At 34.7% G+C, this 12,286-nt stretch carries 19 protein-coding genes; 1 reads left to right on the top strand and 18 read right to left on the bottom strand.

From position 1 onward, the window contains the following. Nucleotides 1-62: 62 nt before the first annotated feature. The 8 genes from MHB37_RS12715 to MHB37_RS12680 all read right to left on the bottom strand — a co-directional run bounded on the left by MHB37_RS12715 (nucleotide 63) and on the right by MHB37_RS12680 (nucleotide 3,082). The gene (locus MHB37_RS12715; protein WP_405169423.1) at nucleotides 63-371 is read right to left on the bottom strand and encodes a hypothetical protein; all 309 of its coding nucleotides are present in this window, start codon (nucleotides 369-371) and stop codon (nucleotides 63-65) included. 47 nt (nucleotides 372-418) lie between these two features. Continuing rightward, complete coding sequence (locus tag MHB37_RS12710; RefSeq protein WP_405169422.1) at nucleotides 419-550, bottom strand: hypothetical protein; 132 nt, start codon at nucleotides 548-550, stop codon at nucleotides 419-421. Then, nucleotides 551-775: a hypothetical protein gene (locus tag MHB37_RS12705; RefSeq protein WP_405169421.1), complete on the bottom strand. Its 225-nt coding sequence runs from the start codon at nucleotides 773-775 to the stop codon at nucleotides 551-553. 41 nt (nucleotides 776-816) lie between these two features. After that, entirely contained in the window at nucleotides 817-1,107 is a 291-nt protein-coding gene (locus tag MHB37_RS12700) for a hypothetical protein (RefSeq protein WP_405169420.1), read from the bottom strand. 136 nt (nucleotides 1,108-1,243) lie between these two features. After that, nucleotides 1,244-1,477 carry a hypothetical protein gene (locus MHB37_RS12695; protein WP_405169419.1) on the bottom strand — a complete coding sequence of 78 codons (234 nt, stop codon included), beginning with the start codon at nucleotides 1,475-1,477 and terminating at the stop codon, nucleotides 1,244-1,246. Between the two features lie 130 nt (nucleotides 1,478-1,607). Beyond that, nucleotides 1,608-1,859, bottom strand: a complete 252-nt coding sequence (locus tag MHB37_RS12690; RefSeq protein ID WP_076127691.1) for a hypothetical protein — start codon at nucleotides 1,857-1,859, stop codon at nucleotides 1,608-1,610. Between the two features lie 19 nt (nucleotides 1,860-1,878). Beyond that, nucleotides 1,879-2,817, bottom strand: a complete 939-nt coding sequence (locus tag MHB37_RS12685; RefSeq protein ID WP_076127689.1) for a radical SAM protein — start codon at nucleotides 2,815-2,817, stop codon at nucleotides 1,879-1,881. A 10-nt stretch (nucleotides 2,818-2,827) separates the two neighbouring features. Next, on the bottom strand, nucleotides 2,828-3,082 hold the full coding sequence (locus tag MHB37_RS12680; RefSeq protein ID WP_076127687.1) for a hypothetical protein: 255 nt from the start codon (nucleotides 3,080-3,082) through the stop codon (nucleotides 2,828-2,830). Between the two features lie 136 nt (nucleotides 3,083-3,218). Here MHB37_RS12680 and MHB37_RS12675 point away from each other — a divergent pair, with 136 nt between their 5' ends. Continuing rightward, a complete protein-coding gene (locus MHB37_RS12675) occupies nucleotides 3,219-4,247 on the top strand; it encodes a YncE family protein (protein WP_405169418.1) in 1,029 nt (342 codons plus the stop codon). 513 nt (nucleotides 4,248-4,760) lie between these two features. On the opposite strand, the gene MHB37_RS12670 is transcribed toward MHB37_RS12675, so the two are convergent. The 10 genes from MHB37_RS12670 to MHB37_RS12625 all read right to left on the bottom strand — a co-directional run bounded on the left by MHB37_RS12670 (nucleotide 4,761) and on the right by MHB37_RS12625 (nucleotide 12,286). Further along, the gene (locus tag MHB37_RS12670; protein WP_405169417.1) at nucleotides 4,761-5,018 is read right to left on the bottom strand and encodes a hypothetical protein; all 258 of its coding nucleotides are present in this window, start codon (nucleotides 5,016-5,018) and stop codon (nucleotides 4,761-4,763) included. Nucleotides 5,019-5,352: 334 nt separating this feature from the next. Continuing rightward, nucleotides 5,353-5,826 (bottom strand): hypothetical protein, encoded by a 474-nt coding sequence (locus MHB37_RS12665; protein WP_405169416.1) that lies wholly within the window; start codon nucleotides 5,824-5,826, stop codon nucleotides 5,353-5,355. Between the two features lie 85 nt (nucleotides 5,827-5,911). Next, complete coding sequence (locus tag MHB37_RS12660; protein WP_405169415.1) at nucleotides 5,912-6,988, bottom strand: DNA primase; 1,077 nt, start codon at nucleotides 6,986-6,988, stop codon at nucleotides 5,912-5,914. 35 nt (nucleotides 6,989-7,023) lie between these two features. Beyond that, complete coding sequence (locus MHB37_RS12655) at nucleotides 7,024-8,358, bottom strand: replication protein (protein WP_405169414.1); 1,335 nt, start codon at nucleotides 8,356-8,358, stop codon at nucleotides 7,024-7,026. A gap of 181 nt (nucleotides 8,359-8,539) precedes the next feature. Continuing rightward, nucleotides 8,540-9,118 (bottom strand): hypothetical protein, encoded by a 579-nt coding sequence (locus tag MHB37_RS12650; protein WP_405169413.1) that lies wholly within the window; start codon nucleotides 9,116-9,118, stop codon nucleotides 8,540-8,542. A gap of 13 nt (nucleotides 9,119-9,131) precedes the next feature. Continuing rightward, nucleotides 9,132-9,959, bottom strand: coding sequence for a DNA ligase (locus MHB37_RS12645; protein WP_405169412.1), 828 nt, complete (start codon nucleotides 9,957-9,959; stop codon nucleotides 9,132-9,134). A 71-nt stretch (nucleotides 9,960-10,030) separates the two neighbouring features. Continuing rightward, on the bottom strand, nucleotides 10,031-10,399 hold the full coding sequence (locus tag MHB37_RS12640) for a hypothetical protein (RefSeq protein WP_405169411.1): 369 nt from the start codon (nucleotides 10,397-10,399) through the stop codon (nucleotides 10,031-10,033). A gap of 106 nt (nucleotides 10,400-10,505) precedes the next feature. After that, on the bottom strand, nucleotides 10,506-11,024 hold the full coding sequence (locus tag MHB37_RS12635; RefSeq protein WP_405169598.1) for a VUT family protein: 519 nt from the start codon (nucleotides 11,022-11,024) through the stop codon (nucleotides 10,506-10,508). A 19-nt stretch (nucleotides 11,025-11,043) separates the two neighbouring features. Beyond that, a complete protein-coding gene (locus MHB37_RS12630) occupies nucleotides 11,044-11,856 on the bottom strand; it encodes a hypothetical protein (RefSeq protein WP_405169410.1) in 813 nt (270 codons plus the stop codon). A 4-nt stretch (nucleotides 11,857-11,860) separates the two neighbouring features. Further along, the gene (locus MHB37_RS12625; RefSeq protein ID WP_405169409.1) at nucleotides 11,861-12,286 is read right to left on the bottom strand and encodes a DUF6884 domain-containing protein; all 426 of its coding nucleotides are present in this window, start codon (nucleotides 12,284-12,286) and stop codon (nucleotides 11,861-11,863) included.

Below are 12,286 nucleotides of genomic sequence, written 5' to 3'. Positions count from 1 at the left end.
TCTATTGCCCATCGAATCATTGTTCCCTTCCTTTCTTCATAAAAGTATCGTTTATATTGTGCTTAATCTTCATCCTCATCCTTGTATTTCACAAACTCATCTAAAGCATCCTCGAACGCTCTCTCATATACACTGTCTAGCATAGTTACAATAAAATTGTCACCTGATTCTGAGTCTGCCTCATCTAACAAGTTTTCAATAAGCCACTCTGCAAATTCTTTTCTTTTCCCACGGCGAATTTTCGCTTCATTCCAATTATTTGGGCTTGCATTAAAGCCTCTTACGAGATTACTGATAGGCATTTCAATGATTACTTTCTCATTTGTTGATCTAACAGTGAAACCTGTGATTCCTTTATCCTCTACTTTCATTATTCATTCTCCTCTTTTTTATTTTTCCTAATAAAACTATTCTTTCATTAGTTCAGCGACTCAATAATAACTTGAACAAATTCATCCAACTCATGTGCGGTTTCGATGTCATTGGTTCGTTCAGTAATTTCATTTAGCTTATCGGCTACCACCATAAGAAATTCATTATCGGCCTTCAATTACATTTCCTCCTCAATTGGCTCGTATTTTCCCTTAAGTGTGTTAAGATTAACTGCTCCTCCAAATGCACACTTCAGGTCAAACATATTCTTGCGTCTAGTTTTTTTAATTGTGTAAACATTATCATCTTCATAGAATACTTTACCGTCTAGTTCATCATCTGTTTTTCCTACTTCAAGCTGCTCAGTAATCCATGAACTAATAATTTCGGTGTTTGTAAGCATTTCCCGCTCTCCTTTCATATTGAGATTTTCTTATCTCATCACTACTTAACTTGTAAATTTAAAATCGGAATAGTTCCCCTAACAGACAACTCAATTCCTCCCGTTTCAAATGCTTGAAGATAGTTATCAATCTTCTCTTGATCATCAAATCTGTAATCGAACCCGATCCATCCAAAAATCATATTATCTACACCACAATGAAACTTACCTCCAACCATCTGATTGTACCGTATGCCACCCCAAGGCTTCTTTTCACACACAGAGTACCGCAGCTTACCAAAATTATTACGGATCATCACGAAGTAGTTTTTCGACACACCCATTACTCGCATCGGCTTCCTCCAATCGTTAACCCTAATTAAATTACCGATACTTACAGTATCCAGAATTTCTTTTGTAATATTATTTTCATAAATCAATCTAATCAACTCCTTATGAATCTTTAATTACAGACCTTAGATTTACACATCAGACAGCCGATACCCCAGCATTACCTAGGATAGTCCAGACGCCATCTGGATAAACATCCAGCCAATCCCCGAGGCCAATGATCTTGTTTTCAACAGCAAGACCTCTTACACCCGACTTATTCTTTGCTTGAACAACTAGTGCCATTTCTCCAGTCTCTTCATCTTTTAGAATGTCATGCTCCTGAATTAATTTACCTTCTGTGTCGTAAACTGGTTCAACAATTCTTGTCATGTCCAATCACCTTTTCTGTATAATTTGTTTGGTTCTAAATGAAACTCTTATTTCATCATCTCATTACTGTTTTATAGCTACCGCACATAGGATTTTTATTTATATGTGGTAGCTATTCTGCATAATTTAATTAGCCATCGTAACCATATTCACATAGAATGACAATCTTTTCCCCACTTGGAGTTGTATATCTAGTTGTTTCTGTTTCAAATTCGTTGCCCCAATCTTCATAAGAAGTCTCATTTCCCCAATCGTTTTTCACCTTAACCGTCCCACTAACCCAGTTTTTGTACTCTTCTTCAGTCAGAACTAGCGTTGAGTGGTAACTGCTTGAGTTAGTAGCAAATCCCTTTTTAATATTTCGCAAAAATAATGTAATCATATAATCGATCTCCTTTTAATTAGTTTGTTTTTAAGTTTCCATATTTTCTTACTTCGCTAAATGCTTTTGTGATATTAAAGTCTTCTGTGATTTTCCCTTGAAATTCTAAATTGTAGCTTGATTGAGAGTAAAACTCTTCCACACAATCAATGTTCATGGAATATTCGCCCTCTTTAATGTCGTAAGTAAGCTTACTGCTAACTTCTTTAACAACTTCTAGATAGTCCTTCACAAATTTGGTGTCACATTGCAACGAAATTCTGTTCTTAATTATGTATTCAAAAATCTCTTTCATGTTTTCATTATGTACTGGTGTAACATTTTTACCTCTGCCGTTTGTCTTATATCCTAAAAATAATACATCACTTTCTAGAGATTCCTCTTTAACCTCAGCCAATATCTTTAGCAGCAATTCTTTGTTGTATAAGTCTGGAATGACATGAAAACAAATTCTTGATGGAATGTAACTATTAATTTCTTTAAGACTTTCAACAACTTTTCTAATCTGTCCTCTGCCAGTAATCGAAACACCAATTGCATCTAAATGTGGCATTACCTCTTTAACCTTATCAGGATAACGCATAATACTTTGCCAATTCATTGTGATGTTGGATGAATTTAAACCATGTTCTCTTGAAAACTTCAAAATTTCTGCAATATCTGGATGCTGTAATACATCACCTCCCCCAAAGGCAACTTCAGTAATTTTAGGATTCAATGATTTTATTACCGTTTTAATTGTTTCCAATTTCCCATGCATACTATCTGAACGAGAATCTTGATAGCACCAAGTACAACCAATATGACAAACGTCCGTTAGTTTAATATCAACTAGTTCAGGATGTTCAGGGATTAACTCTAAATCAGGAGTCTCAGATAGTCTTAGTGCCACTCTTTTGTTATCTTGGTATTCTAAGAGTATGTAATAGTTTCCATTTTTGATTAAGTCTTTTTTCATATTTCACCTCTTAACTTATTTTTATTTCTACTTGAATTACTTCATTTGAATATCCAAATAAATCATTGGGATACAATCTACACTTATCTGAGTCTTCAGGAACAAACCTCAGTTCACCATTTTCTTCAACATACTCACCCGATTGGTAATCTTCCCAGTTTTCAGGTTCTCTTTCTGTTACAGCGATAAAAGTATTCCTGTCTACATCAAAGCAAAAGGATTCTCCATCTCCGCTAACTACACCTTTAAATTTGATTTTCTTCATATATAACAACTCCTTTCCCTATGAAATTCTAATTTTGTTAACCTTACATATTTTAGGTCGAAATTTCGTTTATTCACAACCGCCCAATTAGGCACATATACTAAATAAAAGTTCAGCATATGGAGGATTAAAACTAATGAGTTTTTTGTTTGTTACAAATCGAGGTAACGGAACAGTGTCAGCAATCAGACCAGATAATTTATTTTCTACCTTATCAACAATGCAAAGAGGAACTTCTGCCCTAGTCGCATCACCAGATTATAGTAGACTTTTTGTCGCAAATTCTACATCTAGCACAGTCAGTGTTTTTAGTCTCACAAATGGTTCTTTGCTTAAACAAATTCCTGTTGGCAGATATCCCGTAAGTCTTGCAGTCGACCCCAATGGCATAGCTTGTTATGTCTTAAATCGGGAATCTAGAACTGTGACATTTATTGATATGATTACTCTTACTGCTAGTCCATCTGAATTTTCCATTGGAAGGAATCCACTTTCAATAAAGACCTCGCCATCTGGTAATGCTATTTATATTTCATATGAGACCGAAATTGTTGTCTATGAACCACAAACTTTTAGCATTGTTACAAGATATCCAGTAGGAGGAGCTAATTTCATGGAATTGACTCCTGATGGACAAAAATTGATTTGCACTAATTTTGAGCGTTCAAGTATCACTATGATAGTTAGTCCATATTCAACCAATTCACAACGTACCGAGCTTCTGATTCATAAAGGCCCAACGGGTCTGGCAATTACCAAGGATGGATTATTCGCCTATGTCTGCTGTTCTACTGATAATACGATAGAAGTTGTGAGCATAAGTGGTTCAACTCCTCGTGCTCAGAGATTTATTTCACGAATAAATTCTCCTTCTGATATAGCATTTGACTCCAATGACATTTTCTATTATGTTACTAGCGCCGTAGATAATGTAGTCTACAGCCTCTCGCGTTCTGGAAATAGACTTGACACATATCGGAACAACAATCCAAGAAATCCTTTTTCCTTTAGTACTCCTTCATATATAATTGCAACACCCGAACTACTCAATTTCAGACAAGTCGAGCAAAGTACAGTGGTTTCGATAAGTAATTCAGTAAATATTAGTGCACCCAAACCATTCCTTATTCCTGATACTAGAATTGATAAAATTATTCAAACATGATAAATATATATTCTCTATCTCTTCCTAGTTGAGTGTTCTTCTTCTATTTCCAAATGTCTTTGTTTTTTCACACTTAAATTTTTTAGTTTTTGTAAACTTATGGATAATCAATTACAGGATCATTGTATTCTGTTTCGGTACACCATGTTTCGCAAATCAGATTCTGTGTAAGATTTAAAACCACTATTCTCTGCAATCTACATACAGCCAGATGCCTTCAGTAACTTCATCATATCTTCTACTCCCAAATCATACTCATGAGCATATTCAACCAGTTTAAGCTGCCAGTCTTAGTGAGTTTGATTCATTGTCCGTCCTCCTCTGTGGTTTTGATATAGATTTTCAGATCCTCTTAACACATAAGTGGAACAGTTTATACCCTCTTGTTCTACTCATGTTTTTTCCTCCATTATCTTTAGATGAAATCCATCTTTCTTCTAGCTTTATGAGGGGTCGCCTGTAGTTTATCGACCCCAATATTTAATTCACCAATATTATTATATGTATATATTTTTACTTATAAAATTTAGTTTCAATTATTCCCCATCCACTAAACTCAACACCGTCTTCATCTATAATATATACATCGCCATTCGTAAATATGGGATTTCCGAATCTTCGTTTGATATCGTATATTCTACCTTCTATAAGATTACAGCCTCGTAATCCCCTGTAGTCATTCGCTATTATTTTAATGTGAGTGGCTTCATCTATCTCCTCCGTTTCGGTTAACTTCTCTTCATCTGGTAAACTATTAGACAACATCATCATCCCTCTCTGTTATCGTATTTTCATTATATTTATTATTATAACCAAAGTCAACACTTATTTTTACAACTCTTTGAAAACATAATTACCAAGTAGTTCTACGTAAAATCTTTATTTTATGAAGAAATATTCTTGAATTTCTTCATATTCCTCTACCGAATCATATTCACGATAAACGTCTCCTATCAATCTTTCGTTAGTCGAAGTCGTGTCATCACTACCGCATCTTGGACAGAATACGATTTCAGGTACATCTAAGCATTCGATTCCAAAGTGACAGCCACAATCCTCGCAATAGAAACAACTTTGACCATGACCATGAGCACAAAATGACATGTTAATTAACCTCCTTATAGCCTATTAACTCTGACAGTTTAATCGTTTCATATTCGTGGATCGTAGTGTAATGATTGTTTCCTTCTTTCGCTGCTAATTCCCACTTTACAGTTTTTTCACCCGATTGATCATATACATATAGCCAGTAATCAACAGAATCTTCAGTGAGAACAAATTTAAAGTCAATCCGCAAAGGGCAGTAAGATGATTTATTCTTCACGGTTTCCCAAACAACCAGAAGTGTTCTCTGATTGTCTGATGTCCACAGTTGATCAGAGCTATAATATGATATTTCATAAAACAACCCAGTATCGCCAAATCTATCATTTGAAACTGGTGGAATATCAAAGAAACCTTCACAAACAGAAATCGCAAGCATTTGTAGTCCAGTTTTATACGCCTTTGTTTCCTCATCGCTTAGCGTACTAATCTTAGGCTGTTTTGTTTTTACTAATTCCTTGAGCCAAGTATTCATAATCCACTCCCTTTTTATATTTTGATAAAACCTATATTTTACAATGTTTCGTAGCTCAAGAAACCCAATAAAAATCAAGGGTTTCTCAATTATGTATTTTGAATTTATACTCGTTATACAACTTCTTAAACACTTCTTCGCCTAAGTCAGTAGGGCTATCTTTATTATTAAACAACCCATCCCTATCCCAGAGAGCATATACATTTCTGGTCTTGCCAAACTTAGCTCCTTGCTTTTTTACAGCTTCAATTGATTTGTCTTTATCTAAAGCTATAATAATCTCTATCTCGTTCCCAAGCTCCTTAATCATATTAACCTGCCTGTCACTTAAATCATCTCCACTTATAGCTACACAATTCCGAAAACCATATTGGCTACTCAACCAAGTACTCTTTTCGCCTTCGTATATCAGCACCTCCTTATTCTCAACAATATAAAATAATGCACGATGCCAATTATAAAGTTCAACCATCTTGTTAAAGTTGATGAGGTAGAGGAACTTATAAATATCTCGTTCCTCATAATCATCTAAAATTGTTCTACCTTTTATAGACACAATGTCCCCATAACTATTGTGAATAGGGTAAATGATTCTTTGACTCTTAATGTCATATCCAATTTGGAATTCCATCTGGGTCAAATAGTTAATACCTTCATCGATGTACTTCTGATGTGGCAGCATAATGAATTCACTTAGAATCTCATCACCATAAATTTGGTTCTCAATGTTGTCAAAATTACGCTTCTTTTTTCTCTGTTTTTTGACCTCTCTAAGCCATTTAAGATGATCCGATGTGGGTAATGGAGTATACGATCCATTTAAGAACTCTGTATACCCAAGTTTTTCACATATCCATCGCTTAGACTTTGGTAAATTACTACGTCTTTCTTCTTCTAGAAATTTATCAAATACTATGTATGAGACCAAACCATATATGTCAATATCTGATTCTCCAAGCGTTCTAATCCTGCTAGACATACTCTCATTAAGATAAACTTGTACAGATCTTTTGTTTGGAGACTCAAACTTTATTGGCAACTGTGCTTCATACCGATTATTCTTTTTATCGACATGCTCACAACCCATAAGTTCAAGCAGTTCACCTACTTTTTCATCCTCCATAATCTTATCTTTAATCAACTTTAAATCATTATTACTCATTTAAGCTCCTCCATAGGAGTATTTACTGCTATGTATTAAAACATCGAATTAGATTTCTTACCCATTTGCGCGTATGCTACTTCTTTAAAACTGTTGATACTGTAATTTACTTCATAGATAATTTGCTCTGATAGGTCGCCCGAACGATTCTTAGAAATGAAAATTATCATATAGGTTTTCTCAGGATCTAGAGGGTATGGTTTTTTATGCCATTTACCGTCGAAGTCACTCTTCTCCCAGTTATAAGCAGCTAATTCTTCTTTTTTCCCCGGCATTTCGTCTGCGAATAATAACCTGCCCATGAGGATAACTGATGCAACCTCAGCAATCTCTAATGACTTCCCTATGGCACTTAGATCAAGATAGCGATACTCCTTACCAATCTTCAACTGAACCGTTGCAAGAAGCCCCACATTGTTTGCCTCGGGTTTAATACAATCAAAAATATTCTGAGCTGCGTTACTAAACGACTCCCACCTTGCCGATTCTTGAGCAGAAGCGCTAGGTTTAAAAGTATCAAGTAAAGCATAGTTATAATTGAGTGGCTTCATCATTGTGATGCGACTAATAACATCTTCGACTCTGTATTTTTTCAAGTCGTAAAATTTTATATGATTCTTTGGAAATTTCAGAACCCAATTTTTTGCATCGTTTAATTTATCAAGAGTCTTCTGTTCAAAATTTCCTTCAATTAACTTTTCACGATTAATAGGTTTATTCAATATTTTTGATGAAACTGTTGCCAAAACAAGGTTCCTTGTCTTCCAGATATTCTCTTCATTTACAAACATCATGCCTCTTTCTTCATTCTCATAGAGAGAAAGTACGAATTTCTCCATGCTTATAGATGACTTTCCGACTCCAGAACTCAAAATAAGATACATTAGTTCGCCCTTGCGCCATCCCTTAATCTTCTTACTTAGTCTTGGAGAATCATGTAATGGAATACCCATAGCCTCGCCCTGATTCATTTTGTCAATTGCGATATCAAGATCGTCTCCAAGATCATATTCAACTACCTCACCACAGTTAATATGTGAGAATATTGAGCTTGTCTTAAATTGAAAAAATGATTGCATTTGTTTTAGTGTCATTCTTGTTAGCTTTCCTATTAAATCCTTATTCGTTACATCAATTAAGCTTTCACTTTGGAATTTTCTCAAACTTTCATACTTTTGTATTTCTGAGAAATGATAGTCATCATTGCCCTTATCTTTTTCACACTCTTCTAGTAATTCATCGATAGAACTGTAACCACCGTATTCATTATAATAATCAAAATATGATTTTCGATTGACTTCTACTGGCCTCGAAGTCAAAAACGAATATACGGTTTTATCATCAAATTTTCTTATACTATTGGCATACATCTCGTTACCAATGTAATAAAAATACCACCAAATCGGCTCTGTAAATGTCTCTTGCGATATCTCATGGTTCCTATACTTTTCATATAAAGAAGGTGTGCTCCAGAGATATCCAACAAATAACGACTCATGTATTTTTGAGGGTAAGACAAATTCATCTATGTATTTAATTATTCAAGACCTCCTACAGAAAACTCGATATATCCATTTCATCAGTTTTCGTATTTTTATTATTAAAGTTGATGTGTCTAATTTCTTTGTCGTCGGTAGTTGCTTTTGTACGCTCAAACTGTTCTATACTCTGCTCTTTTTTCTTCCTTTTAGCATAAGCTTCATTTAACTTATCAATCATAATGCTAATACAATAATTGATAGCCTTAACACTGTTTGAACCATCAAGCTTATTGGCAATGTTCCATCTTACACTATCTTCGGACAACTTATAAGCATCAAGCATCAGTTCGTAATCTGGTCCAGTACGCCATTTTCGTTCTCTCTTACCACTCTTAGTATCAAATCCAGCTCTCAAATCCTTCAGCCTTGTTATATTCCCCTTCGGCAATACAACGATGTCATGCAGCTTGATTATATATTGGTATAAATCATCCCATTGTTGATTCTCAATCCTAGTTGCTTCCTTATTCGCTTTCCACTTACCATGACAATATTCCTTATGGTAATATCGCTTATCCACCTCATGGATCATGTTTACCTTATGTCCATATTGCTCACAAATAGGACATTTCAATAGCCGTTCAGCCAACTAATCACCTCCTTCAGATAACAAACTCATCAAACACAGGCAATCTCAACAAATTGTTCTTGGTATATCCTCTATATTTAACAACACGCTTTAATAGTGGTTGGAGATATACAGTATCTTTCGTCTCATTGAGCTTAAGTTGTTGAAATATCTTATATCCTACTTTCCGTTCAGTTGATCCAACTCCTAACTCCATTGAACCTACGATTCTCTTACCATCTGACAACAACCACCCAAACTTGTCCTTTCGATACCCAACAATGAAGAATTCGCCCATATCATAAGCGATGACTTTCTTCCAACTTGACGATCTCTTTCCTACTTCATATCTGGAATCAATATGCTTTTGAACCGTTCCTTCCAGACCTTGCTGCTTAACTAAATCAAAGTACTCGATTCCGTTACCAATCAGATAATGAGATTTTACAAAGTAATCATTATTAACAAAAGAATCTTCAAGATACTTCTTCCGTTCGATCAATGGTAAACCTGTTAAATCTCTATTCTTATATTTGATAATATCGAAAGCGACCACTGTAACTTTGTGTTTGCTTTTATTAGAGTGGAACCTTTCCATCATTGCAGAAAAGTCAGCTTTCCCTTCAGCATTAGCTACAACTAACTCAGAATCTAATATGGTTCCGTTAGGGATTGGCATGGATTCTATAAGTTCTGGAAAGTTACCTGTTATCTCATTCTCGTGTCTTGTATATAATCTAGGACGGTTTATATTAGAAGGAACAAGTCTAATGCCATCCCATTTCAGTTCAGTTATATGGCTATCATCGTCAAATGGTTTATTATCCTCTGCATACTGTAATAGCATTGGAGATACAAACATATTCATCACCCACTGTATAGTATATCAGTTGGGTATATACTTTTTTAGCGGTAAGTTATGTATACTAATTATTAATCAGCAATGCCTTTAATTTTTTCATCAAGCACAAAACATGCAACTGATACTCCCAACCTAAATCCCCTCTTCTCATCTTCATTAAACTTGTACGGTGATTGGAAGTGATCTAGGTAATTGGTATAACAATCTATTAGCTTTTCTGATGGAGTTTTTATTACATCAAATCCTATATATAGTGCTCTAATAACCTCATCGACACTCAATGGATTTAAACTCTCAACATTCATCTGTTTATCCCACTTAGCATTAATCCAAAAATTTTGCATAGATGAATGCTTCTTAACAATTTCTTCGCAATTATAGGTTTGAGCAACATACATAAGTGCATCTCGTTGCTCCTCAGTTATCTTAACTTTTTTCAAATATGTATTCTCCTTTTTGTATTTCTGATAAAATACCTCTTTCATGCTGAAATATGATCTAAAAAATCCTTATAAATCAACGTTTTGGACCATATTTTATGAATTCTTACTTATTTGTGATGAATCGCTTGATAATCAGATATCCAATGAACTGCATCAACGTTTTAACAACTACTTGACCTAGAATCGCATACACCAGTGCATTCCAAGGAATAAATCCTGCCCCAAGTGGAGATAGGCCAACGACTACAAACAATGCAGAATCAATTGTTCCTCCTACTATGCCACTAACAAGAACTTTCTTTTGGAATGAACCCTTAAGTCGAGTGAATACTTCTGTATCAAATGTTTCAGAAAAGACAAATGAGATAGCACTTGCAAAGACAATCCAGAGTGTGTCTCCTAATACCCATGAAGACAATGCAGACAAGATCAATGCCAGAATAATAATCAGATATGTATTTTTACGACCAAACTTTTGTTGAACTAAATCTCTGAAGATAAATGTTGCTCCGATAAAGAAAGTTCCCATTGGTACAATAAAGCCCCATGCAACCACTGGCGCAAAACTTGCAGTTACCACATTTGCAATAATAATTCCAACAATATACAACAAAATTCTAATCATTAATAAAATCTCTCCTCTAAAGTTTATTTATAATCTTGGCTGCTTTATTGCTGTTTTCAATAGTCAAGTCTGCTGGATGATACTCTGTATATTTTTGCCCCTTATAGAATACTTTTACCCACTTTTCTTGCTCTTCGTCTACAACGTTTCCCATAGTAGACATGATTTCAAAAGCAGAAGTGTCGCAACTAATATTTAACTCATCTACATTAATTCCTGTCATTTTCAGAAGATCTTTTATGTATGCAACTTCCTTTAAAACACTAAATGTTCCAACTCCAAATATATGTATATCTTTCACATTACTATTATAGATAATCGGTAATCCAATTTTGATTGAATCAAGAAGTTTAAATTTGACTTCATTTATTCTTCCCGACATTGCTACGCCGCCAAGACCAATACAGTCTTCTGGAGAAGCAATCTTCAATGTTTCAGTCAGACAATGAATGTAATCTCTTAATGTCACTCCTTGAATCATTAAAACCAATTGTCTAGGCTTTAACTCTTCGCGTTTGGAAGCAAGATATTGATTGGCCTTAATTGTATCCTCAACATTTCCAATATGGTCATATGCTACAATACGTTCACTAATCATCCCTATCTTCTCTTCCAGTTTCAACTGACGTTCAAGCGCTTTTTCTACACTGATACGACTATCCTTGTCTGTATCTTGGAATGCTCCGCTATCCATTAGAATTTTAGTATTCGGATTCTTTATGGTTATTCCTTTATACTTAGGATTAAGACATACACATCCAGTAATAAACTCGGTATTCAATTCTTTAGTGTTAAGTCTGTCGTTGCATTTTGATAAATATAGTTTCAATTAATCACTCTCCAATGTTCTTTTTAAACCAAGCTAGTTGTTTACCAATTTCTAAACCTTTCAGCGGAATATTAACTTTAATTCCATGCTGTTCTAGCAATGGAACCAGAAATTTACGATACTTATCGCCAGCGTAAATCGAAATTTCAACTTCTTTACTATCATCAATAATCTCAATAATCTGTTTGTGTACATTGTTTGACCATGAAATAATCTGTTCTTTAGAAAGATCATTCAGAGTGTAATCATAGGGATCAATTTTTGTTTCTGGATCAAGTAATTCATGCAGAGCGCTAAGAATAAAATACTGATCGTAATGCTTCTCTGAATATTTTCTTGCCTTCTTAAACAAGTCGCCAATATACAAATCCTTCGCTGCCGCACTATTAGATAATTTGTTCTTTCCACAACTGATTAGTGCTATTTTCAT

This window comes from Paenibacillus sp. FSL H3-0286, assembly GCF_045040705.1.
In the GTDB taxonomy this organism is placed as follows: domain Bacteria; phylum Bacillota; class Bacilli; order Paenibacillales; family Paenibacillaceae; genus Paenibacillus_AQ; species Paenibacillus_AQ odorifer.
Note: the sequence above shows the minus strand (reverse complement) of the source record. Positions and strands in the feature narration are given on the sequence as shown.

What these genes read in the sequence shown, in the direction of transcription:
- MHB37_RS12625 (WP_405169409.1), bottom strand. Translation starts at nt 12,286, where the DNA reads ATGAAAATAGCACTAATCAGTTGTGGAAAGAACAAATTATCTAATAGT.
- MHB37_RS12655 (WP_405169414.1), bottom strand. Translation starts at nt 8,358, where the DNA reads ATGTATGCCAATAGTATAAGAAAATTTGATGATAAAACCGTATATTCG.
- MHB37_RS12680 (WP_076127687.1), bottom strand. Translation starts at nt 3,082, where the DNA reads ATGAAGAAAATCAAATTTAAAGGTGTAGTTAGCGGAGATGGAGAATCC.
- MHB37_RS12675 (WP_405169418.1), top strand. Translation starts at nt 3,219, where the DNA reads ATGAGTTTTTTGTTTGTTACAAATCGAGGTAACGGAACAGTGTCAGCA.
- MHB37_RS12700 (WP_405169420.1), bottom strand. Translation starts at nt 1,107, where the DNA reads ATGCGAGTAATGGGTGTGTCGAAAAACTACTTCGTGATGATCCGTAAT.
- MHB37_RS12690 (WP_076127691.1), bottom strand. Translation starts at nt 1,859, where the DNA reads ATGATTACATTATTTTTGCGAAATATTAAAAAGGGATTTGCTACTAAC.
- MHB37_RS12670 (WP_405169417.1), bottom strand. Translation starts at nt 5,018, where the DNA reads ATGATGATGTTGTCTAATAGTTTACCAGATGAAGAGAAGTTAACCGAA.
- MHB37_RS12660 (WP_405169415.1), bottom strand. Translation starts at nt 6,988, where the DNA reads ATGAGTAATAATGATTTAAAGTTGATTAAAGATAAGATTATGGAGGAT.
- MHB37_RS12695 (WP_405169419.1), bottom strand. Translation starts at nt 1,477, where the DNA reads ATGACAAGAATTGTTGAACCAGTTTACGACACAGAAGGTAAATTAATT.
- MHB37_RS12715 (WP_405169423.1), bottom strand. Translation starts at nt 371, where the DNA reads ATGAAAGTAGAGGATAAAGGAATCACAGGTTTCACTGTTAGATCAACA.
- MHB37_RS12705 (WP_405169421.1), bottom strand. Translation starts at nt 775, where the DNA reads ATGCTTACAAACACCGAAATTATTAGTTCATGGATTACTGAGCAGCTT.
- MHB37_RS12685 (WP_076127689.1), bottom strand. Translation starts at nt 2,817, where the DNA reads ATGAAAAAAGACTTAATCAAAAATGGAAACTATTACATACTCTTAGAA.
- MHB37_RS12645 (WP_405169412.1), bottom strand. Translation starts at nt 9,959, where the DNA reads ATGTTTGTATCTCCAATGCTATTACAGTATGCAGAGGATAATAAACCA.
- MHB37_RS12665 (WP_405169416.1), bottom strand. Translation starts at nt 5,826, where the DNA reads ATGAATACTTGGCTCAAGGAATTAGTAAAAACAAAACAGCCTAAGATT.